We start from the raw sequence: 24,022 nt of genomic DNA, 5'->3' as shown, positions 1-24,022 counted from the left end.
TGTTTTACGGCCGTTTTCCGCAAAACCAACCCTAAACCGTAGCTTCACATGCTCCAAAAACTACTGGCTGCCTTCTTCCTGCTCCTTCTGGGCATAGGTAACGCAATGGGCCAGGTTCGCACCTGCGGTACCATGGAGCATGTGAAACTGCTGGAGCGGAACAAACCCAATCTGCGGGCGCAACTGCAGCAGCAGGCCAAAGCCGCCGGCGTCGGGGTACGGAACGCCTACGAGAAAAATGTGAAGGGCGGCGTCATCACCATTCCGGTAGTGGTGCACGTGGTTTATAACACCGATGTCCAGAACATTTCAGATACCCAGATCAAGACCCAGCTTGCGGTATTGAACAAAGATTTCCGGCGGCTGAACACCGATGCCGACAAAACGCCCACCGCGTTCAAAGCCGTGGCCGCCGATGCCGAGATTGAGTTCTGCCTGGCCCAGCGCACCCCAGACGGCGAGCCCACCACCGGCATTACCCGCACCAAAACCAGCACTACCACCTTCAAGGTAGACGATGCCATGAAGTTCGCCGCCACCGGCGGAAAAGATGCCTGGAACACGAGCCAATACCTCAACATCTGGATTGTGCGGTTTGCCGCCGACCAATCGGTGCTGGGATATGGCCAATTCCCTAACGCAGGCTCACCTTCTACCGATGGTGTGGTCATTGATTACCGCTATTTCGGGACTACAGGCACGGTGTCAAAGCCTTTCAACCTGGGGCGGACCACTACCCACGAGGTGGGCCACTGGCTCAATCTGTTCCACATCTGGGGCGACGAAGAATGCGGTGATGACCAGGTAGCCGATACGCCTACCCAGGAGGAGGAAAACACCGGCTGCCCTACCTACCCCCACGCCACCTGCAACAACACCAGTGACATGTTCATGAACTACATGGACTATACCAATGACGCTTGCATGAACCTGTTCACCGCCGGACAGAAGAACGTGATGCAGCAGGCGCTGTCTGCTTACCGGCCGGGTATTCTTAGCTCCGCAGGCTGTACCGCAGTGCAGGTGCCGGACCTGGACGCCGCCTTGATAGAAGTGACCTCGCCGGGGAAAGTTCTGTGCGCTACTTCGTTCTCACCCACGGTGGTGCTGCGCAACAAAGGCAACCAAGCGCTCACCTCGGCCCAGATTCAGTACACCATTGACAACGGCCCGGCCCAAACCTATAATTGGACCGGTTCCGTGGCCTCGTTCCAGAATGCCACGGTGACCATTCCGGCCATCACAGCCGCGAAAGGCACACACACCATCACCTACAGCATTACCTCGCGGAACAACGCGGCCACCGATGCCGATGCCGCCAACAATACCATCACTGCTTCCTTCCAGGTGCTGGGCAACGCCTTGCCGCTGCAGGAAAGTTTTGAGAACACCAACTTCGCCCCCACCGGCTGGACCATCAACAACCCCAACGCAGACCTTACCTGGCAACGTACCACTAAAGCCGCCAAGACCGGAACCGCCTCTGCCTACATGCAAAACATCGCCTATGAAGCCAATGGCCTGGTAGATGAACTGGTGTTACCACCGCTGGATCTTTCTTCGCGCAGCGCCCCTAAAATGACTTTCCAGGTGGCCTACTCGCTCTTGTCAGAGGCCGATTTCTCCGATACCCTGGAAGTATGGGCCTCTACTGACTGCGGAAGCACTTACCAGCGCATCTACCAGAAGTTTGGCCAGGACTTAACCACTGCCGTGCCTTTCTTCACCAACGAGGAATTCATCCCTACTGCCTCGCAGTGGCGTTTGGAGACCCTGGACCTGGCAGCCTTCGCGTCGTCTAAAACGGTGCTCCTCAAGTTCCGGCACATCACTGATTTTGAGAACAACCTGTATTTAGACGATGTCAAAGTAGATGGGGTACCGTTAGGTGCCGAGGAAGAGCGGGCGCAGGCGGCCATACAGGTAGCGCCCAACCCAACCGCCGGAGCCGTGTCCATCACCTCGCCGGAAGCCACCATTTCACGCATCCAGGTGTGTGACGCGGTAGGCAAAGTAATCCAGGAAGTAACCTCGCCCAGACACGTGCGCAGCCAGCCTTTGCAACTCTCTCTGCAGCATCAGGCAAACGGTATCTACTTCCTCAAACTCCACACCGACAAAGGCTTGGTAGTGCGTAGGGTGATGCTCCTGCAATAGCCCATAGGAAAAGTTACAAGTAAGAAGCCCCGGCAGTTTCCTGATGAAAAGGAAGCTGCCAGGGCTTTTATATTGGGAAAGATGTGTTGCGAGAGAAGGGCCTTTGATAAACCCGTTTTCACGCTAATTTCTGAAGAAGAGGCCTGAAACGAAGTGTAAGAAAAAGATTATAGCGCTCTGACAAAGTCCTGTATCAGCGCTATGATTTCTTTGAACTTGGTGAGTGGGAGCGTTTCGGGTTTGTCGTTGGGGTGATGGTACTCAGTGGTGGTGCCGCCCAGCGTGTAGAAGAAAAAAGAAGGAACGCCTTTCTCAGAGAAGAAGTAGTGATCTGAGTTGGCGGCTTTGCCCCGGCTTTTGATCTGGGTCAGGTAGCCATGTTGTTGGTTCAGGCGCTGCAAAAGCGAGAACTGTTTAGGGAAAACGCTGCCGTTGACTACCATCAGCCCATCCTCACCGGTACTCATGAGGTCCAGGTTTAATAGAAACTTAATTTGAGGTAGCGGGAAGAGCGGATGCTCGGTGTAAAAGCGGGAGCCTACTAGTCCGGCTTCTTCTCCGGCGAAAGCCATGAACGCGATAGAAAAGTCTGGGGTATTCTGGGGTTGGGCGTAGAAGCGGGCCAGTTCCAGTAGCATGGCCGTGCCGCTCGCATTATCATGCGCGCCGGGGAAATACAGGTCCTTGCCCTGGTGGCCCAGATGGTCATAATGCGTCGTCATTACCACAAAAGAATCTGGCTTTATTTTGCCGGGTACAAACCCAATCACATTCTGGCTTCGGTAATTTGGTTCCAGGCGGGCATCCACGGCGAAGGTTACTTTCTTGGCTTTCCTGGACCAAGCTTTCTCCAGCACTTCCAGCACCGGGAAGGGCAGTTGTTCGCCGCGCACGGTGCCCATGAGCTTCGGACCGGGTTGGCGCACGATGATAGCGGCTACACTTTTGAGCTGGGGTTGGAACGGCTCGGGCAACTCTAGCAAGCCCTGGAAATGGCGCTGTTGTACCACTAGCACTTTGTTGCGCAGGTTATTCGTCAGGAACTGCTGGGCTACGTCCACATCTTGCAGCACCAGGGTATCTATCTCGTAGACTCTGCCTTCGCCGGTTCCGCTGCCTGTGGCGGCATGCGCTATGAAATCAACGCCGGGCACCAGGGCTTTTCCGTCTACCTCCAACCTAAGGCGGTTTTCCAGGATGTTGACAGGAAGGGTAAACGGTTGCTGGTAGCCAGCTGGAAAAGAGCGCAGCCCTATGGCGGCAAACTGCTTTTGCAGATAATCGGCGGCCAGGCTGTCTCCTTTGAAGGCGTAGCCCCGGCCGTGCAGGCTAGGGGAGGAAAGGTCTTGGATGGTCTGCCGGACCCGCGCCATATCCTGGGCATGAGCCTGGAAACAAAATAAGAGAAGCGCAAACGGAAGATAGAGCCAGCGGTGCCGCAGCATAGAATGCATTTTAGGTCTGATTTCCTGAAAATAGCCTATAAACGGCGAGGAACCAAAGCCCAGATTCCCAGCCCGAAGAAACAGCCGATGGTATTGCAAAGGGCATCAAAAGGATCGGCTTGGCGACCCAGGCCCATAGAGCCTTGCAGTACCTCTACAAAGATGCCAAAGAAAACAACCGAGAAGAATGCAATGGTAACAAGACGTCTGCCCAGCAGCACGGCAGGGTCGCGGAGAAACCCGTAAAGGAGGAGAAGCAATTGCACCCCGAATAGAATGGCGTGCACCAGGGAATCAACGGAGATAATGTCCCAGTGGGGATCAGGAGGTAACGCCTGGGCGGGCAGTAAAGTCAATACAAGAATGACTACTGCCCACCCCAGCGCCAGTGCATAATAGATAGAACGCACTGCCATGAGTTTATTAAGCGCCTACCAGCTCGCGGTACGCTCCGGCAGAAAGAAGCTCGGCTACCTCAGATTGGTCACCAACAGACATCTTGATCATCCAGCCATCGCCGTAAGGATCAGAGTTCACCAGCTCAGGGCTGCCATCCAGTTTATCGTTGATTTCCAAAACCTTGCCAGAAAGCGGGCTGAACAAGTCAGAAACGGTTTTAACGGCTTCAACGGTACCAAATACTTCTTCTTTGGCTACGTCTTTGTCTAAGGTGTCAATGTCTACATACACAATGTCACCCAGTTCGCGCTGCGCGAAGTCAGTGATGCCTACGTACGCTACGTCGCCTTCAATCCGGATCCACTCGTGGTCTTTGGTGTATTTCAGCTCCTCAGGGAAGTTCATAAGTAATTAATTTAAGTTCGATTCAAAAATACATTCTTTTTGGCACCTGCCGCAAGCCCCTTGCAGGTTTAAGGCTCGTTTTCCAAAAACGAGCCTTAAACCTGCTCTTAGTCAGATAAACTGAACCGGAGCTGGATACCACCCTCCGTGACGGTGTTGCGGAAAGCGTTGGCCACTTTGGGTTCATTGATGTTCTGCGTGTAGTAGAACTGCAGGTTCAGGCGCTGGCTTACCACATAGTCAATGGTGGGCCGTATCTGCACCTGCTTGGCCCCGGCGGTGGTCAGGTTGTTCTGGTACTCGGCTCCGTTGGCGTCTACGGCAATGGTGCGCTGAATGGTTTCATTGTCTCTGATGGTGAAATCCAGGCGCATGGTGAGCTCATTCTCCAGGGTGCGCTTGCCACCAATCTTAAACGGCAATCTGAAGTTAGTGGCGCTATAGCCAAAGCCCACCACCACGTCTTTGATGCCGTTCTCGGTTACCTGCGCGTTGGTCATGTTCAATAACAGGTTCCTCTGGGTCTTATATTCCAGACGACCGGTCAAGGCGCCTTTGGTCCGGAAGTTGATCCCGATAAGTGGGTTCATGCTCTCGGTGATGGCTACCTGGCTCACAATGTAGTACGGTATCACTTCGCCTTTCTCGTTCGCTTTGTCTGGGAAGCCGGCCGGTTTAAAGCTGTAGTCCAGCGCCGTGCTGAAGTTGGCCACCGTGTACGTAGACTGGTAGGCGTGGTTCAGGGTGAAGGAACTGAAGTACTGCTGGAAGAACGGCAAGGTGGACAAACCGTTGTAGACCACGTTCCAGTTAGGCAGCGGAATGGCATCGAAAGGACCCGTTGGTTTCGCCTTGAAGCCATTAATATCCTTGCCCTGGTAGGCGTTTAGGAACGCCGGGATCAACACATCCTGCGAGTTTACTCCGTACAAGCCTGGCCCAGATTTAGCCGCATTGAGCCTGCTGGCCACCTCGGCCCGGTACCGGATAAAGTTCTCAAATGCCGCTGAACTGTTGCCGGAGCCTCCCTCAAACATGGTCTGCAGTGAGATAAAGGACACGCGGTAAGACCCGGTGGTGAATGGCGTCTGGCGCTGTACCACCAAAGCTGAATCGCGGCGGTAGTACACCTCATCAATCTCAGACTTATTCATTACCCCATCTACCGTAATGAGGAAGTTCTTGAACGGTTCAATGGTAGCCCGGGCGGTGAGGTTCACAGAGTTGAGCGAGCTGAGGGGCGTGTTCAGGTACTGGCTGCTGTCTGTGTACCAGCCCTCGCGGTTGGCTCGCTGGTAGAGGTCATCCAGCTCAAACTGCTTGCCCAGCACAAAGTCCAGACCCGGTGCCCCAAAGCCATCGGCTAACCCGAAGTTCTGGGCCGTAGGCAGGAAGCCCGGCAGCAGGGTACCCTGGGTACGCGCATAGGTAAAGTTAACCGACCTGGCTGACATCAAGGCCCGCAGGATACCATTCACCACTCTCATGCCGCCTCCTGCTTGGGTGGTATCTGCCGTGGCAGTTTGGCCATTCACTGTGTTCGGTTGCTGGCGCACGCTTGGCTTAGCCGAGGCCTCGTTGGCTGCTTTCAGAAACTTTACTTTGTTGTAGAGGCGTACCAGGTCCAGTTTTCCGCTCAGGCTGGTTTCGGTGCTGTTCTCAATCGTGTTCCCCAGTTGCAACGTGTCATTTCTGCTGAGGGCAGTGGAGGCCGAGGTCCAGGTGAAGCCGGCCTGGTAGCGCGCATCCCCCGAGATCCAGTCGGTGAGCGGGAATTTATCCAGGGGCAGGCGGTAGGTAAAGGCTACTACCTGGTTGAAGTTGGTGTTCCGCCCGAAGCGTCTCAGGTTGTGCCAGATTTCCTCATTCTTCCAGCGCAAAGTATCTATCTCTTCATTGATCCGTCCGTTGGGTTCGTCTACCACCGCCCGATTCGTGGCGGTGTAGTCCAGGGTAAGGCTCTTGGTGATATCCCACTTCACGTCGTAGATCCGGTTAAAGAAGAACGATTTCTGGAAAGTAGGCAGGAAACCGGCCGTGTCTGGCAAGCTGTAAGGCGAGGTACGACCCTGCATAAACGTTTCATTGTACCGGCGGTCAAGGTCACCCCTAATGGAGATTCTGCTAGGTGCCAATGAGAAATTGAACTCCTTCAGCCAGCGCAGGTACGGTGACTGGAAGGCCTTGATGTTCGCAAATGGCGTGTAGCTTTTAGGCGTGTTGTTGTAGTTATAGGCAATGCCGCCGGTGTAGGTCTTGGTGAAGTTCCGGTCCGTGGAGATATCCGTGTGTAGCACTTCTGTGTAGGCATAGGAGAACGACAGGTTCTCTATGTCATAGAGGTGTGTTTTGGCCTCCGGATCAGTCTTCTCTTTCCGGACGTTGAGCAGGTTGATGCTCTTAGTGGTCGTCTGGCTCACAACTTCCTTCCGGTAATTTTCCCGCTCATTGCTGTCCTCAAACTTCTGCAGGGAGAGGTCTAGCTCGGTGTCGCGGTCCAGCGGGTCATAGCGGGGCTCTGCAATGGTGGTTCCGTACTGCACAGAAAGCGGTACTACCAGTCCCAATTTAGACGGCAGCAGTTTTTCCGCGGCCACGTTGGCGGTGATGTCAAACTGCCCCGTGGTTTCGCGCGCTCTCTGGGCTGCCCGTTGCTGAATACCGCCAAAGCCCACGGTGGTATAGGAACCAGTGGCGGAGATGTTGGCAAAATCGGCGAGTTTCACGTTGGCGCGGGCGGTAGCGGCCCACCCGGCGGTGCGGTCAAAGTCAGACACGCGCAGTTCGTTTACCCACAGGGTAAGGGAGTGAGCGGCTTTATCTGGCGTAGCCGGGTTCTCCAGACCAATCATCAGACTCTGCACATCACTGAAGTCTGGGTTACCCACCACTCTGAATACCTTACCGTCTTCCCGGGTTTCTGCAAACACCTGGTTCAGCGGGAAGCTGGCCTGGTTACGTCTGGATTTCAGCCTCACAAACTCGTCAAATGCCACGTCAATGAAGTTCTGCTCATTCCATATCTGGTATGGGTCACGGCTGCCCTGCGGTGTCATTTTCAGCGGGATGGAGAACTCGTAGTAGTTCTGGGTAAAGTCGGTCCCGATCCGGATGAAGGCATTGACTTCGTTGTCCTGGGTACCGCTTGGAGACTGGGCATGCACGTACATTTTCAGGCGCTTGTAAATAAGCATGTCCTGGGTCACGTTCTTGTACACCGCTTTGCTGAAAGAATCGCGCAGGTTCTCTACGGTTAATTGCAGAGACTGCTCGTTCTGGCGGCGGTTGTTGGCTGAGGAGTAGTCGCGCTGGCGCTCTACGCCCGGCGGCACCACATACGGAATGGTACCGGCATCTACCTCGCCGTTTTCCTCAATGCTCACCGATGACACCTCAAAAGCTGAGGCATCTGAGTCACAGTCGCCCACGCAAGGCGCACCGTTGGAGAGAATGGAGTTGTAGGTACGCCACTGGTTAGAGACAAACTGCATCTGGGCAAAGCGCAGTACTACTGGTTGGGCAAACTGGGTGGTGTACATCCGCATGAACCTGATGGATTTGAAGCCCTGCATGTTGTTCACGTTGCCGGTTGGTTTTCTTACCGGAATCCGGAACTGGTACCAGCTGATCCGGTTACCGTTAGCGTCAGTAGAGTCTACTTTGTCTACAATATAGTTGCTACCTACGGCCAGGCGGGTGGGTCTCAGGTCAATGTTGTACTCGTAGTACTGCTCCACGTCACTGATGACGTTGTCTTTGTTCAGGTCTTCCTTGTCTGGGAAGGCATTGGAAGAAAGTTCGCTGTTTACCGGTGAGTTGCCTTCCATCCCGTTCCAGTTCTTGTAGCGGCCCAGTACCCCGGTGTTGGCGGCGTCATAGGCGCCATCTAAGTGGTGGCGGAAGTTATCAGCCGACGGGTCATCAATGGAGCCGTAGATGCCCTGGAAGAAGGCGCGTTCATCGCTGTCGTTCAAACCATCCAACCCTATGTCCTGGAACTGACGGGAGCCGGGCTCGTTGTCAAAGGCATCGGTGAGGAACTGGTTACGGGTCACGCGGCCCCAGGCAGTAGGCTCGGTGGCCTGTGGGTTCCCATCGGTAGGCAGACCGTTCTCAAACTGGTAGCGTTGGTCTTTGAGCAGGTCTTCTGAGATGTTACCTAAGTTGAAGACCAGTTTACCGTTCTCGTCAAGGCTGTTCTGCGCATCATCCAGACCGGTGATGATTCTCCGGCCCTTATCTCCTTTGATGAACGGATCCAGCATCCAGAACTCCAGGTACTCAATGTTGGCGTTATCAAAGTTGTTGTCAAAGGAGATCTCCCGGCTGATACCAGCCCAGTTGTTGCGGGGATCATTTTGCAGGAAACGGCCGTCATTGCTCACCAAAGGGTTGTAGTTGTACTGACCGCGTTCTCTTGGGTAGTAAGCCAGGTCAAAGGTGTACTCAAACGTGTTGTTCGTCTCCGGGTCGCGGTTAGGGAAGATCTCTCTCCGCTGCACGCCGCGCACGTAGTGGTTCTCCAGCTCTTCTCGGGTGATGTTGTTGGGTCGCAGGCCATTGGAGGTGTAGTAAATCTGGTCAATGGTATACCAGGCCAGCTTGGCCCGGTTGTACGCATAGGCTAAGCCAGAAGTCCCGTTGATGAGCGGGGCCGGGGTAGCCGATAAACGCCAGGCAGTAGTGTTGAAGCCTCCCAGAGAGTAAGGCGTTTTGGCGTTTTCAAAATCGTCAATGTAAGAAACACCGTCTTCGCCTCTGAAAGCTGTTTTCTGAGGTACTAGCTGCGCTACCTCGGCCCCCAGGGTAACGGAAGAAGGTTCCTTGGTCTCCAGGAAAGGCAGTTTATCGGTGATGCGGGTGAGCAGGCGGGATTCACGGCGGTAATTGACGTCAAACCCGTAGATGGTGTTGTTGCTGGGCTCATCGCCTATGTTCACACGCTGGATAAATGGCCTTTCGCCTTGGTGCAGAACGGTAGCACCTAAAATAAGGTCATTGTCCACCTTGTAGTCAAAGCGGGCGCCTAATAAGGTTCTGGGTTGCACACTCAGAATGTCAGCCTTCTCATAGGTCACCCGCAGGTTGCTGGCGCTGTTAAGATAACTGGGATTGAGAATCTTTACCCGGCCCAGGTCATAGAACACCTGGTAATCCTGGCCCTCTACCAGGCGCGTACCACCAGAGTAAACGGCCACGGAGCCTTCGGCAATCCGGATACCGGGCAGGGTGATTTCATCAGTGCTGGAGGCCTGGTAACGGCCCTGGATAAAGAACTTGTTTTTCTGAGCGAACTGCTGCGCATCGGTCTGGATGGAGTCGTAGAGTTCCTGGAAAACGTATTTGTTGATGTACTGGTCTTCCTGGCCCGGCGTGAACCGGGAGCGGAGATAAGACCCAAACGGCTCTACCTGCGGGAAGAAAATACGGCCGCTCTCAGGGTCAATGGTGATGCCGGACAAAAAGTCAAAGTTACCATCGCGCGGCGGGTCATTGTTCGTGTTCACGTTGTCCAGGTTGAACACCTGGATCAACGGAATACCCTTGAGACGCGATTCATCCTGTAAGCTGGTCAGGTCCCCGCCGGTGGCATCGTCTTTATAAACGATGTTCAGTTGGAAGTTATTCCGCTCAATCTGGTTGGCGTTGAGGGCATACACGTTTTTCATCATCAGGTCCCAGGTAGGGGTGTTGAGGCCTGGGTTGGTGCCGCGCAGCAACTTCAGGAAAATCACCTGGTCTTCTGGTACGTTCTGGTAGTCTTCCTGCAACTCGCCCACTTTGTAGGTACGGCCGTTCAAGGTGTACTCAAACGCTACGCCCAGCACCTGCTCGGGCAACAGGGCAGCGTTCAGGGAGATGTACCCCAGTTGCGGGTTGAATTTGTATTCCGTCTGGTCCAGGCGGCGGGCGCGCACGTGCTCAAAATCAGTGGTTTTACGTAGCCCGAAGCCTTCCAGGAAATTGTCTACCTGGGTGTTGTTGCGGTTAGTAAGGCTGGCGTAAAGGTTGTTCTGGTTGTTCCCGGCCCCGGCCCCGGCGGGTTGGCCCGTGCTGAAACGGCTCTGGAACGGTTGCGGCTCGCCCAAATCCATGAGGGCAACCACGTTGCGCAGGTTCTGAGTGGCGCGATTGTCATTGGTAATATAGACCTCCAGGCGCCGGATCACAATGCCGGAGTTCACCAACGGCAGACTGCGCAGGGCCTGGTCATAGCGGTTCCGGAAGAACTGGGCCAGGAAGAAGTGACGGTCGCGGTCATAGTCATCGGCACGCAACTCAAAGCGTCTGTTTTGCGCCCCGTTTTGGATATCTACCGCATCAATGCTACCCCGCTGGTTTGCGGCAATGGCCGTGACGGATAGTTTCCCTAACTGCAGCTGGGCTTTCAGACCGAAGAGGTTCTGCCCCCCGGATATAAGGGAGTTGTTGAGCGGCAGGCTTACGTTTCCGGCCTCAATTTTCTGAATGATCTCCTCTGGGTAGCCGGTGTATTCCAGCTTGAGATTGTTCTCGAAATCAAAGTTGGCTTTGGTGTCCCAGTTTGCCGTGATGCGCATTTTCTCGCCAATGCGGCCGTCAATGTTCAGAGCGATGCTCTGGTCAAACTCAAAGTCACCAATGCGCTGCTGACGCAAAGGAATGGCCGGGTTCTCGTTCTTGTTGAAAAGCGCCCCGAATTTAAGGGTTGCCAGACCGTTGGGCCGGATGTCTACGGTATTGCCTCCGAACAGACGGTCAAACGTGCGGCCTCCCAGGTTTAGGGTAGGTACCAGGCGACGGCTGGGGGCAGCGGGGTTCTGCTCATCCAGGCTGGCAGACTTGGTGCGCCAGTAATCTTTGATGGCTTTCTGCTGCTGATAGCGCGAGTACTCCTCAAAGGTCATGGTGCTGGGATTGCGGTAGTCATAACCGCCAATCTGCTCCGTGATTTCATAGCGTTTCAGGCTATCATCTGGCACCACCTGTAACTCTACGTTTTTAGGTAGCGGCAGAATAAGCGGCGACAAAGTGGTGCGGTTGGAGAACGGGTCTCCGCGGCGGTCCTCAAAAATAAGTTTAGGGCGCCGTGACGGGATATATCCCTGGTTTTTGGTTGTGTCTTGGAGTTCTTCTTCTACATCTGACAACGCCATGAGCGCTGCACCTGCACCTGCCATAGATACTCTGCTTGGCTCGGCTTGGGTAAGCCAAGCCATCAACGACACCAACCCTACCGCGGCTGCAAGAATGTGAGGCTTCTTTGTATAAAACACAAATAATGGGGAAGTTTCTTATGACGACTTCAAAGCGAACTTGATCATTTCTTCCACGGTCAGGTTTGCGCCCTCCCGCTTAATAATGGCATCAAGGGTTTTCTCGGCTATGTTCTTCGCGAAGCCTAAGGTTACTAATGCTGATAACGCCTCCTCCCTTGACGTATTGTGCGCCCCAAATGAGACATTTACCGCATCCGGGCCCAGACCTTTCCTGAATTTATCGCGCAATTCCAAAATAATGCGTTGGGCGGTTTTGGCGCCTATCCCTTTCACCTGCTGAATGGTGCGGACGTCTTCGCGCACAATAGCCTGCTGCACTTCCTGCACGGTTAGCGAGGAGAGTATCATAAGGCCCGTATTAGGCCCCACACCTGAAATAGAAATCAAATGCAGAAAGGCGCTTTTCTCTGCGGGGGTGGCAAAGCCATACAGCGTATGGGCGTCTTCCTTTATATGCTGGTGCGTGTAGAGTCGGCAGCGTTCTCCCTCGGGCAGTTGCCCGTACGTGTTCAGGGAAATACGGAGTTCGTACCCCACGCCTCCTACATCAATAATGACGAAGGTGGGGTCTTTCTGTGCCAGACGGCCATCTAAATATGCGATCATTTGACCAGCGTTGTATGAAGTTAAAGCAGATGATTAATAATAACAACTTCTGTTTTCGGGCCTTTTTCACGAAAACAGCCTGAAAACAGAAGTTAGTAAATTGATAATTGGTATAAACCACAACATAGACGGCGATAGAACCCCTACGTGGTGGTACTATTTAGAGTTTTGCCTTGCACGTTTGGGCATCTACCACGGCAATGGCCACCATGTTGATGATCTCCCGCACAGATGACCCTAACTGCAAGATATGCACTGGTTTGCGCATTCCCATCAGGATAGGGCCAATGGCTTCGGCACCGCCGATTTCCTGCAAAAGTTTGTAGGCGATGTTACCAGCGGCCAGCCCCGGGAAGATAAGCGTGTTGGCGCCTTCGTTGGCCAGCTCGCTGAACGGATAGTGCTCGCGCAGCAGGTCCTTGTTCAGAGCGGTGTTGGCTTGCATCTCCCCGTCAATGATCAGGTCTGGGTAGCGCAGTTTGGCCAGGCGGGTAGCCTCGCGGGTTTTGGTAGGTACCTGCCCGGCGCTGGACCCGAAGTTGGAGTACGAAAGCACCGCCATTCTGGGCTCGCGGTCAAAGAACCGCACGTAACGCGCCGTCAGCCCGATGATGTCCACCAGTTCCTCAGCGGAAGGCTGGAGGTTCACGGTGGTATCAGCGAAGAAGTAAGGCTCCTTTTTATTCTGGATGATGTACATGCCCGCCACCTTGTTCACGCCTTCTTCCACGCCAATCACGTGCAGGGCCGGCTTAATGGTAGAGGAGTACTCGCGGGTAAGACCAGAGATCAGGGCATCGGCCTCGCCGGTTTCCACCATCATACACCCGAAGTAGTTGCGGTCGCGCACCAGTTTGCGGCAATCGAAGAGGGTAAGGCCTTTGCGCTTGCGCTTCTCGTAGAGCAGGTGCGCGAATTTCTCGCATTTGGCGTCTTCCTCGCGGGGGTCAATGATCACGGCGCCGTCCAGCTCCATGTTGAACTCCTCAATCATCTCCTGAATGCGGGCACGCTCGCCCAGCAACACAGGATACGCCAGTTTCTGCTCCAGAACCGTTTGGGCCGCCTTCAGGATCTTGTAATTATCCGCCTCGGCGAAGACTACGGTTTTAGGGTTCTGCCGGGCCTGCGTGAGCACGCGGTTCATCAGCTTCTGGTCAATGCCTATGCGGGCCTGCAGTTCCTGGTGGTAACGCTCCCAGTTGGTGATAGGATAACGCGCCACCCCGGATTCCATGGCGGCTTTGGCCACGGCCGGACTCACGGTGGTAATCAGGCGCGGGTCCAGCGGTTTAGGGATGAGGTAGGTACGCCCGAAAGCGATGGTGTTGTCACCGTAGGCTTTGTGCACGATATCGGGTACGCCCTCTTTGGCAAGCTCGGCCAGGGCGTACACGGCGGCCAGTTTCATGGCCTCGTTGATCTCGGTGGCGCGCACGTCCAAAGCCCCCCGGAAGATATAAGGGAATCCCAACACGTTATTCACCTGGTTAGGATGGTCTGAGCGGCCGGTGGCCATGATCAGATCATCGCGGGTGGCCATGGCGGTCTCGTAGGCAATCTCCGGGTCTGGGTTGGCCAGCGCGAAGATGATGGGGTCTTTTGCCATCAGTTTCACCAATTCGGGCGCTAAAACGTTGCCGGCGCTCAGGCCCACAAACACATCGGCGCCTTCCATGGCCTCGGCCAGGGTGCTGATGTTGCGGGTGGTCACAAACTGGGCGCGGTAGATGTCCAGGTCGTTGCGGTGCGGGTTGATGATGCCGTCCTTGTCAAACATGACGATGTTGTCAATCTTCACGCCTAGTTCCAGGTACAGCTTAGCGCAGGCGATGGCGGCTGCCCCGGCACCGTTGATCACCATCTTGATCTTATCAATGTCTTTGCCCACCACTTCCAGGGCGTTCAACAGGGCGGCGCTGGAGATGATGGCCGTGCCGTGCTGGTCATCGTGCATGAGCGGAATGTTCATCTGCTCGCGCAGGGCATTCTCAATCTTGAAGCTCTCAGGTGCCTTGATGTCTTCCAGGTTGATACCCCCGAAGGTTGGCTCCAGTGACTTTACGATCTGGATGAATTTGTCTGGATCGGTTTCGTTTATCTCAATGTCAAAGACGTCAATGCCGGCGAATTTCTTGAAGAGTACGCCTTTTCCTTCCATCACGGGTTTTGAGGCATCGGGGCCTATGTTGCCCAGGCCCAGTACGGCGGTTCCGTTGGAGATCACGCCCACTAGGTTTCCTTTGGCGGTGTATTTGTACACATCTTCCTGGTTGGCGGCAATGGCTTTACAAGGCTCCGCTACGCCCGGGGAGTAAGCCAGGGCCAAGTCCATCTGCGTGCTTACCATTTTGGTAGGCACCACCTCTATCTTGCCGGGTTGCCCCTGGCTGTGATAATTCAGCGCGTCTTCCTTGTTGATTTTAATCATGTCCTTCTTGGTAGTGTTGTATGCTATGGGTACTTGCCGCAGAACCAACGTTTGTTGTGCGGGTATTCATTACAAATTGTTAAGTTTTTTCTTATTCACCAAAGCAGAGCCGCGTTTCCGTTCCTCCGTTTTGGGCTTGATTTGGCCAAACAGCTCAAAAAACAAAAAGCATCCCAAGCCTGAGCCAGAGATGCTAATTATATGAATCTAGCGGAATCAGCCTACAATAAGCTTCATGCCGGGTTTTAACTCGTCACCTTTCAGCTTGTTTGCTTTTCTCAGTTTCTCCACGCTCACGTTGTTGTACCGTCTTGAAATGTTCCAGAGGGTATCACCGGGCTGCACGTGGTGCACAGTCTGCGGTTTCTCCACAGTTGCTTTCTTCTTAGCCGAGGCCTGCTTGGCAGCCACCATCACAATGGCGGCATTCTCCTTGGGTACGTCGTTGGCGTTAGGGCCAGCGTTTTTACCCGTAGAGGCTGGCATTTCCTCGGCGGAGGCCAACAGCGTATTCTCCGCCACCGGGGTTTCCTTCACGTCCTTAGCGCCTTTGCTTTCCGGTTTGTACACCACCAGCTTCTGGTTGGCCATTAAGCCATTACCCGAGATCTTGTTCCAGGCTTTGAGTTGCTCTACGGTCACGTTCTGCTCTTTGGCAATCTTAGACAGATTGTCGTTGCGGCGCACGGTATAGAAGGTCTTGGTGGCGCTGTCTGCAGAAACAGGCTCTGCTTTGGCCAGAATGGTGGTTGGCTCTTCGGTTAAGGCTGGCAGCTTGATCTTGGCCGGAGCCTTGTACGGCGCACGGTAACGGGCCGAGTCCAGGATAGCCAAACGGTTCTCCGCCAGGAAAGGACGTACATCCGCTGGAATACGCAACGGGAAATTGGAAACGTTCTCCGGGATGTGCTTCAGCTTCAATGCCGGGTTCAGGTCCACAATCTGGTTTTCGGGCAGGTTCAGCTGCTTGGCCAGTAATTTAAGGTCCAGCGGCTGACTGATAAGCAGCGTGTCTACCGCGATAGGCGTCTGCAGTTTGGCCGGGTGCAGGTTGTGGTCCTCGGCGTGGTTCAAGGCGTACACCAGGGCGGTGAAAGACGGCACGTAGGCCCGCGTTTCTTTGGGCAAATACGGATAAATGCCCCAAAACGTATTCTTGCCGCCGGAGCGCGCAATAGCCTTTCTCACATTACCCGGACCACAGTTATAGGCGGCCAGCGCCATCTCCCAGCTCCCGAACATACGGTACAGCTGCTTCAGGAACTTGCAGGCCGCCTCCGTGGATTTCTCTGGGTCCATGCGCTCATCCAAGTAATGGTTCTGCACCAGGCGGTAATCGCGGCCGGTGAAGTCCATGAACTGCCACAGACCAACTGCTTTCGCTGAGGAAACCGCCTTGGGCAATAATGCAGATTCCACCACCGCCAGGTACTTCAGCTCATCTGGCATGTTGTGCTTGGCCAGGTACTTCTCAAACATGGGGAAGTACATGGGTTTACGCTCCAGCACGCGCCGGGTGTATTTCCGGTTCCGGATGGTGAAGTAGTCAATCAACCCTCTTACCTGCTTGTTGAACTCCAGGGGAATTTCCTGTTCCAGACAGCTGAGGCGGTCTTGGATGAGCTCATCGGTTTCCACCGGAATGAACTCCACGGAATCAGAAAGTACCTTGGTAGTGTCTTTTACTTGCACCGTTGGAGCTTCCAGTGTCGGCATTTCCTGGGCCTGCACGGCAGCGCCCAGGCCTAGTGTAAGTATAAGGCCTGTAAGAAGGGTAGTTTTGAGCATTAGGCGGTTACTTGTGGTTGATGGTTCATCAGTTGTTTGGAGAAGGCCAGTAACTGTTCTTCTCCAAAAGCTTTGGTCATCAGCTGTACCCCAATTGGGAGCCCTGCGGCGTCTGTGCCAATTGGTAACGAAATAGCCGGAATGCCTGCCAGGTTTGCCTGTACCGTGTAGATATCCTCCAGGTACATGGCCAGCGGGTCCTTGGTGTTTTCCCCTATTTTAAAAGCGGTGGTAGGGGTAGTGGGTAAAATCAGAAAATCGTACTGGCTCAGAAGCTCATCGGTTTTCTCTTTGATCAGGCGACGTACCTGTTGCGCCTTGGTGTAGTAAGCGTCATAGTAATCAGCGGAGAGCACGAAGGTGCCCAGGATAATGCGGCGCTGTACTTCCTTCCCGAAGCCTTCGGAACGGGTTTTCTTGTACATAGAGGCCAAATCCGTCGCGTTCTGGCTCCGGAAACCGTACTTCACCCCATCGTACCGGCCCAGGTTTGAACTGGCCTCGGCAGTGGTCAGGATGTAATAGGTTGGCACAATATAGTCTAAAAAATGGAATTCCACCGGCTCAACCGTGTGGCCGTCAGCCTGTAAGCCATCCAGTACGCCTTGCACGGCAGCTTTCACCTCAGCGTTCAGACCGGGGCTCTCGAAAGAATCACGGATGAACCCGATGCGGGCAGGGCGGTCAAAGGTCAGGTTTTGGCTGTAAGCGGGAACCGGACGCTGGCTTACGGTGGCATCGAACTCATCTGGGCCGGCCATCACTTCCAGTAGCAGCGCAGCGTCTTCCACGCTCTGCGTGATCACGCCAATCTGGTCAAAGGAAGAAGCGTAGGCGATGAGGCCATAGCGGGAGATGCGGGAGTAAGTAGGTTTCATACCTATCACGCCGCAATACGCCGCCGGCTGCCGCACCGATCCCCCGGTGTCAGACCCGATGGAGGCTAAGCAAAGGTCGGCTTGTATGGCCACGGCAGACCCACCTGAAGAACCACCCGGTACGCGGGAGTTGTCCACTTCATTGAGGGCAGGACCGAAAGAGGAGTTTTCGTTGGAACCGCCCATCGCGAACTCATCGCAGTTCTGGCGGCCAATAATGATAGCGTCCTCGGCCAAAAGGCGCTGCACCGCGGTGGCAGTGTAAAGGGATTTGAAACCATTCAGAATCTGGCTGGAGGCCTGGAGCGCGTGACCCTCGTAAGCCAGCACGTCTTTGATGCCAATCACCATTCCGGCCAGTTTGCCGGCGGTGCCGGCTTGCAATTTGGCATCCACTTCTTCGGCGCGCCGAAGGGCTTCCTCTTCAAACACCTCCAGAAATGCGTTCAGATGACGCTTGGTGTTGATGTTCTGTAGGTAACGCTCTACTAGTTGACGGCAAGAGAGTGTACCTCTGCCTATCTCCTCGCGGATAGCGTCAAGGGATGTGTAACGCATGTATTAAACGTTCGGGTTGTTAGGAGTAGTTGGGTTTGGGTTGACAGGCGCGTTGGTGTAAGGCGCATTGTCTTGGTTGTATGGAGCACCGTTGTTATAAGGTGCGTTGTTGTAATTAGGATTGTTGTAACCAGGGTTGGGGTTGGTATAGCCCGGGGCGTTGTTATAGTTGCTTCTGTTCTGGTTGTTGGCATGCTGGTCATTGGTGCCAGCGTTCTCAATATCGTTCTTGATTTCCTTGGTAGCATCTTTGAACTCCCGGATACCTTTTCCAAGGCCACGGGCCAGGTCTGGAATCCTTTTGGCGCCAAACAGCAACAGGACGATCAGAACGAGAACAATCATCTCGCCGGTGCCCAGATTTCCGATAAATAATAAAGAGGATAACAACATAGCTGTACTAATAAGGTGTTAAGGATGTAAAATTAGGGTATAATTTCCAATTACTAAGTACTTCAGGTCAAGTTTAAAACGGAGTGGCCTATAGGGTATTTTAAAAGCCCTTATATATTTATAATCCATTTTTAGCCTGTTTTCCAGAAAACACCCGTAAAGGAGCCAGAACCTACGTTTTTCCATCTGCTTCCGGATTTTTGCGTAGGTTTACTTCTGCGTTTAAATTTTTCCCTGTGCTCCGGAAGATTCTTTCTTTTCTGACCTCTTTGTCTACGCTGTGGCTTTTGGTAGGGGTAGCGTGCCAATACGTGCCACCGCATCTGTTCTGGCCGGCTGGTTTCATAGCCATGTCTTTGCCGGGTGCTTTGGTTCTGAACGGAGTTCTGCTGCTGCTGTGGCTGTGGCAGCGCCCGCTCTGGGCCCTATGGCCGGCCTTGCTCATTTTCCTGTTCTACGGCCAGCACACCCGCTACTTCACCCTCAACACCCCCGATGCCCAGCCCGAACCCCAGGAGCAGCGCATTACCGTCCTGAGCTACAACGTGCGCGTGTTCAACGTGTACAAGCACCTGCACGCCGCAGACCCGGATCTGCCCGAGAAGGAAATGAAATGGGTGTCTGAGCACCCCGCTGATATCCTCTGCCTCCAGGAATATTATAATGAGAAGGGGGACGCCACCTATGACAGCCGCAAGCGGATTGGCAAACAGCAGAAGCGCGAGAGCTACATAGGCAAAGCCCTCACCAACAAGATCGGGGCGGAGTTTGGTCTGGCCATTTTCTCCAAATTTCCCATCGTTGACAAAGGAAGCGTTTCTTTTGATCGGCCTACCAAGAACCAGGTCATCTACATAGATGTGCAACTGCCCTCAAAAGACACGTTGCGGGTCTACAACATGCACCTAGAGTCTATGGCCATTGAGGAGAAAGACGTAGAAGCTGCCGTGCAAAGTGAGATTGGCCTCAAGACCAAAGGCCGCGGCATTGCCCGACGGCTCAAAGGCGGCTTCATTGCCCGCAGCCACCAGGTAGAGCGCCTGGTAGTCCACATCCTGTCCAGCCAACACCCGGTGCTGCTCTGCGGCGACCTGAACGACCTGCCCAGTTCCTACACCTACCAGAAGCTGCGCAAGCACCTGAGCAACGGCTTTGAGGAAGGCGGCAGCGGTTTCGGGTTCACCTACAACGGCAAACTCCCCATCCGCATCGATAACCAGTTCTTCAGCAAACCCCTGGAACTCCTCCGCTTCGATGTCCTGGACCAGATCCGCTTTACTGATCATTTCCCTTTGGAATCCACTTACGTGTTAGCTACATCTACTGAAGCTTCTGGGGATTAGGATTAGCATGGAACTTCCCATTTAGGGGCTGTTTTGTGGAAATCAAGCGCTAAATCGTTTTGAGGCTTGCGCCTCACGGCAGTTGCAAACTGCCGGTCATGGTGGGTCCAAGTCACAGACTTGAACCATGTCATAGTATTTAGAAGACCTCACAGGTTTTCAAAACCTGTGAGGTCTGGGGCGTTTCAGCTGCCGTATTTCCTTTTCCAGCCTTTCGGTGGAGCGCCTTGTCAGGTTCCGGTGCCGAAGGCATTGCGACCTTTAGGGAGCAAAGGAAGCTGGCGCAGCGCGAGGCCGGAAGGCGGGGCCTCGCGGCCGTGAGCGCACGGAGAGTAGCAATGAAACAATAATGTTTATGCACCCACGCAAATAGCAGTCCTTCGCCAGCACAAGCGGACTGCGATATCACAAACATATCTAGGATAAGCAGCCCTCCACAAGCAAAAGCCAATTTCCCTCCTCACAAAACCATCCACCCAAAAGAAACCATCTTTCTGCCCATTTCCCCTAAAACAAGCTCTAAACACACCTCTCCACAAACGAATAGGCAAAGAAAAAGGCAGCTTCTGAGCGCGAACGCCGTACCGTTACCACAAGTACCAGTAAGTTTTATAATTTTGCCGCATGAACCACCCGTTATCTTTATATAATACCCTCACCCGCACCAAAGAACCGTTTACCCCCTTGCATAGCCCGTTTGTGGGATTGTACGTCTGCGGACCCACCGTCTACGGCGATGCGCACCTGGGTCACGCTCGGCCGTACATCACCTTTGACGTGATGCGCCGCTACATGCAGTACCTGGGTTATAAGGTGCGCTACGTGCGCAACATCACCGATGTGGGCCACCTGCAGAACGATGCCGATTTTGGCGAGGACAAGATCCAGAAGCTGGCCAAAGCCGCGCAGCTGGAGCCTATGGAGGTGGTGCAGCAGTATACCAATAGCTTCCACCGCGACATGGGCAGCCTGAATGTGTTGCCCCCGGACATTGAGCCCCGTGCCTCGGGCCACATCATAGAGCAGATTGAGATGATCCAGGAGATCCTGGACAACGGCTTGGCGTACGAGTCCAACGGATCGGTGTACTTTGATGTGCCAGCCTATAACAAGGAACACAACTATGGAAAACTCTCCGGGCGAGTGGTGGAAGACCTGCTGGCCAACACCCGCGATAACCTGGAAGGGCAGGAGGAGAAGCGCTCTCCGCTGGATTTTGCGCTGTGGAAAAAAGCATCGGCCAGCCACATCATGCGCTGGTCCTCGCCGTGGTCAGAAGGGTTTCCGGGTTGGCACCTGGAGTGCTCGGCCATGAGCCGGAAGTACCTAGGCCCGCAGTTCGATATTCACGGGGGCGGACTGGACCTCATGTTCCCGCACCACGAGTGCGAGATCGCGCAGAGTCAGGCCAGCAACAGCCATTCAGACTCTGCCCGTTTCTGGGTGCACAATAACCTTATCACCATCAACGGCAAGAAGATGGGTAAATCGCTGGGCAATTTTATCACCCTGGGCGAGTTATTTACAGGCACGCATGAGGTGTTGGAGCAGGCGTACTCGCCCATGACCATCCGGTTCTTTATTCTGCAGGCGCACTACCGCAGCACCCTTGATTTCAGCAACGAAGGCTTGCAGGCGGCCCGCAAAGGCTATCTCAAAGTGATGAACGGTCTGCGTATTCTGGACCAGCTGCAGTACCCCGCCGGTACCGATGCCGTGGACGCCAAAGCCGATGAGGAAATCAAGAAACTGACCGCTGAGCTGTTCCTGCCTCTGAACGATGATCTGAACACCGCCAAATCCATTGCGGCGCTGTTCAACCTGCTCAAGAAAGTGAACAGCATGCACACCGGCGGCTTCAAGCTGGAGACCATCTCTGAGGAAACCTTTGAGGAGATGCGTGCTCAATACCGTGCCCTGGTGCTGGATGTACTGGGCCTGAAGGTAGAGCAAACCGCCGATGCGCAGTCTCTGCTGGAAGTGGTGCTGGGCTTTTACAAAGAGGCGAAGGAAACCAAAGACTACGCCAAGGTAGATGCTATTAGGGCGCAACTAAAAGGGCAGGGCATTGTGGTCAAAGACATGAAAACCGGGATTGACTGGGCATATGAAGAATAACATGAAAGTTCTGGCTCTGGGCCTGCTGCTTGCCGCCGCTCTGCCGGCCTGCGACAAAAAAGGAAACACGGACACGGCCACCGTTGAGGCACCTGCCGCAGCGGCGAAGGAGAACGTACCCGCTTTCAACGCAGACTCGGCGTACCAGTTTGTGGCCAGGCAGGTTTCCTTCGGGCCACGGGTGCCTAATACGCCCGCGCACCGCGCCTGCGGCGATTACCTCATCAATCAGCTGAAGGGTTACGGCGCCAATGTATTGGTGCAGCCTTTCACGGGCAAGGCTTATGACGGAACATCGCTGGATCTGCGCAACATCATGGGGCAGTTCAATCCCAAAGCCAGTAACCGCATCTTACTCGCCGCCCACTGGGATACCCGGCACGTAGCCGATAAAGACTCATTGAATCCCAAGAAACCTATGGACGGGGCCAATGACGGTGCCAGCGGCGTGGGCATTCTCCTGGAGATTGCCCGCCAACTGCAGGCCAATCCGCTTACCGGAAATGTGGGCGTAGACATTATGCTGTTTGACGGCGAGGACTACGGGCAGCCAGACAATACCGGTCCTTACAAAGAAGACACCTGGTGCCTGGGCTCGCAATACTGGGCCAAAAACCTCCTGCCCAAAGGCTACACGGCCATTTACGGCATTCTGCTGGACATGGTAGGGGCGAAGGGTTCCCGTTTCGCGCGGGAGGAAACCAGCCGTGCCTATGCCGGCGATGTGGTGGAAAAAGTTTGGCGCACGGCCAACCAGATTGGCTACTCAGATTACTTCCCGTTCCAGGACAGCCCCGGCATCACGGATGACCACAGCTACGTCATCCAGCACGCCAACATCCGCATGGCCGATATCATCGCCTACGATCCTAGCAGCCCCGATGGGTTCTTCGGACCGTACCACCACCGGCACACCGACAACATGGACATCATTGACCGCAATACCCTCAAAGCCGTAGGCCAGACTGTATTGCACGTAGTCATGACTGAACAGTAAAAGCTAGCCATCAGCTATTTCAGAGCCGTTTTCCGGAAAAGACCCGGGAAACGGCTTTTGTTTTTGGGCGGTAGTAATAGCTAAGTTCCCTCACTTTTAGAAGGGTTTGCTTAAGCAGTAGACATCCATTTTTCACCTTGGAAAGATCTTGTGAGCGAACTAGAAAAGCAGTGATTTACCACCATTGCTATTGGTCTACAAGGTCCTTTTCAGGAGGACAAAAAGGAGATATATGTTTATAAGCCTTGAGTAAATGAAAGTTGCGTTTGCCAAAGTGTAACGCTTGACCCAAATCGCGTTTTAAAGCCGATTTCCTGAAATTAGCCTAAAAAGAGGGTTGCGTGTAAGCCAGCGTCACACTTTCCTGCGTCACCTGCAGCGTAGCTTCGCGGCCAACTACCAGCGCCAGGTTGCGGGGCACGTGCCCCACCGGGAAATCAAAGCAAATAGGGTACCCATAGCCAGCGCAATGTTCCAGGACAATTTGCGGCACATCTTTCCCGAAGGGCACAGCCGTGTCATTCATGTCTGAGAACTGACCTACTACCAGGCCGGCCAATCTCTGCAGATGGCCTAGCCGGCGCAGGTGCACCAGCACGCGGTCTACGTTATAGTAGTACTCACCCACATCCTCCAGAAAAAGAATCTTGCCGGTATAATCCACGTCAGAAGCCGTCCCGATGATGTTATTCAGTAGAATGAGGTTGCCGCCTACCAATTGACCTGTTGCGGTGCCTGATCGGTTATGAAAATTGGCCGGAACGGCATAGGAAAGCGGCTCCTGGAACAAGAGGTGGCGCAGGCTCTCGTCAGCCTCAACAGTGTCTGGTTTGCCCATGAGCAGGGGCATGGTGCCGTGGATGCTTTCTAAACCAAGTGTTTGCAGGTGGCAGAGCAGAGCGGTTACGTCACTGAAGCCAATTATCCATTTCGGGTTTTGGGTTAACCGGGAGAAGTCCAGTTGGTCAAGGATGCGGGTGGTGCCGTAACCGCCCCGCGCCGAGAAAATGGCCTTGATCTGTGGGTTGTCCAGCATCTGCTGGAAATCGGTTCTCCGCAACTCATCGGGTCCGCCCAGGTACCCGTCCTCCGCCCCAATGCTCTGGCCTAGGACAACGCGCAATCCCCAAGTCTCCAGCAACCTGATGCCGTCCTGGATGTCGTCTAAACTTACTTTGCGGGCTAAACAAACAATGCCAACGGCATCTCCTTTCTGTAGGGCAGGTATGATCACGGGTAAATTCT

At 54.3% G+C, this 24,022-nt stretch carries 14 protein-coding genes; 4 read left to right on the top strand and 10 right to left on the bottom strand.

Translation table 11 applies throughout. The features are described 5' to 3' along the window. The first annotated feature begins 48 nt into the window (after positions 1-48). Positions 49-2,157 carry a M43 family zinc metalloprotease gene (locus tag J3P35_RS21485; protein WP_210466758.1) on the top strand — a complete coding sequence of 703 codons (2,109 nt, stop codon included), beginning with the start codon at positions 49-51 and terminating at the stop codon, positions 2,155-2,157. Positions 2,158-2,324: 167 nt separating this feature from the next. Here the strand turns inward: J3P35_RS21485 and J3P35_RS21480 are convergent, their stop codons facing one another. The 9 genes from J3P35_RS21480 to J3P35_RS22230 all read right to left on the bottom strand — a co-directional run bounded on the left by J3P35_RS21480 (position 2,325) and on the right by J3P35_RS22230 (position 18,319). Next, positions 2,325-3,611, bottom strand: a complete 1,287-nt coding sequence (locus J3P35_RS21480) for a M28 family metallopeptidase (RefSeq protein ID WP_210466757.1) — start codon at positions 3,609-3,611, stop codon at positions 2,325-2,327. 26 nt (positions 3,612-3,637) lie between these two features. Next, the gene (locus J3P35_RS21475; RefSeq protein ID WP_210466756.1) at positions 3,638-4,018 is read right to left on the bottom strand and encodes a VanZ family protein; all 381 of its coding nucleotides are present in this window, start codon (positions 4,016-4,018) and stop codon (positions 3,638-3,640) included. Positions 4,019-4,025: 7 nt separating this feature from the next. Continuing rightward, the gene (gcvH, locus tag J3P35_RS21470) at positions 4,026-4,406 is read right to left on the bottom strand and encodes a glycine cleavage system protein GcvH (protein WP_210466755.1); all 381 of its coding nucleotides are present in this window, start codon (positions 4,404-4,406) and stop codon (positions 4,026-4,028) included. A gap of 107 nt (positions 4,407-4,513) precedes the next feature. Continuing rightward, positions 4,514-11,566, bottom strand: a complete 7,053-nt coding sequence (sov, locus tag J3P35_RS21465; RefSeq protein ID WP_246850409.1) for a T9SS outer membrane translocon Sov/SprA — start codon at positions 11,564-11,566, stop codon at positions 4,514-4,516. A 114-nt stretch (positions 11,567-11,680) separates the two neighbouring features. After that, positions 11,681-12,271 (bottom strand): Holliday junction branch migration protein RuvA, encoded by a 591-nt coding sequence (gene ruvA / locus J3P35_RS21460; protein WP_210466754.1) that lies wholly within the window; start codon positions 12,269-12,271, stop codon positions 11,681-11,683. Between the two features lie 160 nt (positions 12,272-12,431). After that, on the bottom strand, positions 12,432-14,702 hold the full coding sequence (locus J3P35_RS21455; protein WP_210466753.1) for an NADP-dependent malic enzyme: 2,271 nt from the start codon (positions 14,700-14,702) through the stop codon (positions 12,432-12,434). 216 nt (positions 14,703-14,918) lie between these two features. Then, a complete protein-coding gene (locus J3P35_RS21450) occupies positions 14,919-16,490 on the bottom strand; it encodes a LysM peptidoglycan-binding domain-containing protein (protein ID WP_210466752.1) in 1,572 nt (523 codons plus the stop codon). Further along, positions 16,490-17,926 carry an Asp-tRNA(Asn)/Glu-tRNA(Gln) amidotransferase subunit GatA gene (gene gatA, locus J3P35_RS21445; protein ID WP_210466751.1) on the bottom strand — a complete coding sequence of 479 codons (1,437 nt, stop codon included), beginning with the start codon at positions 17,924-17,926 and terminating at the stop codon, positions 16,490-16,492. The genes J3P35_RS21450 and gatA overlap by 1 nt, the downstream gene beginning before the upstream one ends. Positions 17,927-17,929: 3 nt before the next feature. After that, on the bottom strand, positions 17,930-18,319 hold the full coding sequence (locus tag J3P35_RS22230; RefSeq protein WP_210466750.1) for a Sec-independent protein translocase subunit TatA/TatB: 390 nt from the start codon (positions 18,317-18,319) through the stop codon (positions 17,930-17,932). Between the two features lie 236 nt (positions 18,320-18,555). Here J3P35_RS22230 and J3P35_RS21435 point away from each other — a divergent pair, with 236 nt between their 5' ends. From J3P35_RS21435 to J3P35_RS21425, 3 genes are all read left to right on the top strand, one after another. Then, positions 18,556-19,662 (top strand): endonuclease/exonuclease/phosphatase family protein, encoded by a 1,107-nt coding sequence (locus tag J3P35_RS21435; protein WP_210466749.1) that lies wholly within the window; start codon positions 18,556-18,558, stop codon positions 19,660-19,662. Between the two features lie 624 nt (positions 19,663-20,286). Then, complete coding sequence (gene cysS / locus J3P35_RS21430; RefSeq protein ID WP_210466748.1) at positions 20,287-21,780, top strand: cysteine--tRNA ligase; 1,494 nt, start codon at positions 20,287-20,289, stop codon at positions 21,778-21,780. Position 21,781: 1 nt separating this feature from the next. Next, a complete protein-coding gene (locus J3P35_RS21425) occupies positions 21,782-22,777 on the top strand; it encodes a M28 family peptidase (protein ID WP_246850407.1) in 996 nt (331 codons plus the stop codon). A 325-nt stretch (positions 22,778-23,102) separates the two neighbouring features. Here J3P35_RS21425 and J3P35_RS21420 read toward each other — a convergent pair whose 3' ends face one another. Beyond that, positions 23,103-24,011: a S66 peptidase family protein gene (locus J3P35_RS21420; RefSeq protein ID WP_317195415.1), complete on the bottom strand. Its 909-nt coding sequence runs from the start codon at positions 24,009-24,011 to the stop codon at positions 23,103-23,105. Between the last annotated feature and the right edge of the window lie 11 nt (positions 24,012-24,022).

This window comes from Rufibacter roseolus (genome assembly GCF_017916365.1).
Classification (GTDB): domain Bacteria; phylum Bacteroidota; class Bacteroidia; order Cytophagales; family Hymenobacteraceae; genus Nibribacter; species Nibribacter roseolus.
Note: the sequence above shows the minus strand (reverse complement) of the source record. Positions and strands in the feature narration are given on the sequence as shown.

Excerpts from the sequence above, each read along its gene's own strand:
- sov (WP_246850409.1), bottom strand. The coding sequence starts at position 11,566 with ATGGCAGGTGCAGGTGCAGCGCTCATGGCGTTGTCAGATGTAGAAGAA.
- J3P35_RS21475 (WP_210466756.1), bottom strand. The coding sequence starts at position 4,018 with ATGGCAGTGCGTTCTATCTATTATGCACTGGCGCTGGGGTGGGCAGTA.
- J3P35_RS21425 (WP_246850407.1), top strand. The coding sequence starts at position 21,782 with ATGAAAGTTCTGGCTCTGGGCCTGCTGCTTGCCGCCGCTCTGCCGGCC.
- ruvA (WP_210466754.1), bottom strand. The coding sequence starts at position 12,271 with ATGATCGCATATTTAGATGGCCGTCTGGCACAGAAAGACCCCACCTTC.
- J3P35_RS21455 (WP_210466753.1), bottom strand. The coding sequence starts at position 14,702 with ATGATTAAAATCAACAAGGAAGACGCGCTGAATTATCACAGCCAGGGG.
- J3P35_RS22230 (WP_210466750.1), bottom strand. The coding sequence starts at position 18,319 with ATGTTGTTATCCTCTTTATTATTTATCGGAAATCTGGGCACCGGCGAG.
- gcvH (WP_210466755.1), bottom strand. The coding sequence starts at position 4,406 with ATGAACTTCCCTGAGGAGCTGAAATACACCAAAGACCACGAGTGGATC.
- J3P35_RS21485 (WP_210466758.1), top strand. The coding sequence starts at position 49 with ATGCTCCAAAAACTACTGGCTGCCTTCTTCCTGCTCCTTCTGGGCATA.
- J3P35_RS21480 (WP_210466757.1), bottom strand. The coding sequence starts at position 3,611 with ATGCATTCTATGCTGCGGCACCGCTGGCTCTATCTTCCGTTTGCGCTT.
- gatA (WP_210466751.1), bottom strand. The coding sequence starts at position 17,926 with ATGCGTTACACATCCCTTGACGCTATCCGCGAGGAGATAGGCAGAGGT.
- J3P35_RS21450 (WP_210466752.1), bottom strand. The coding sequence starts at position 16,490 with ATGCTCAAAACTACCCTTCTTACAGGCCTTATACTTACACTAGGCCTG.
- cysS (WP_210466748.1), top strand. The coding sequence starts at position 20,287 with ATGAACCACCCGTTATCTTTATATAATACCCTCACCCGCACCAAAGAA.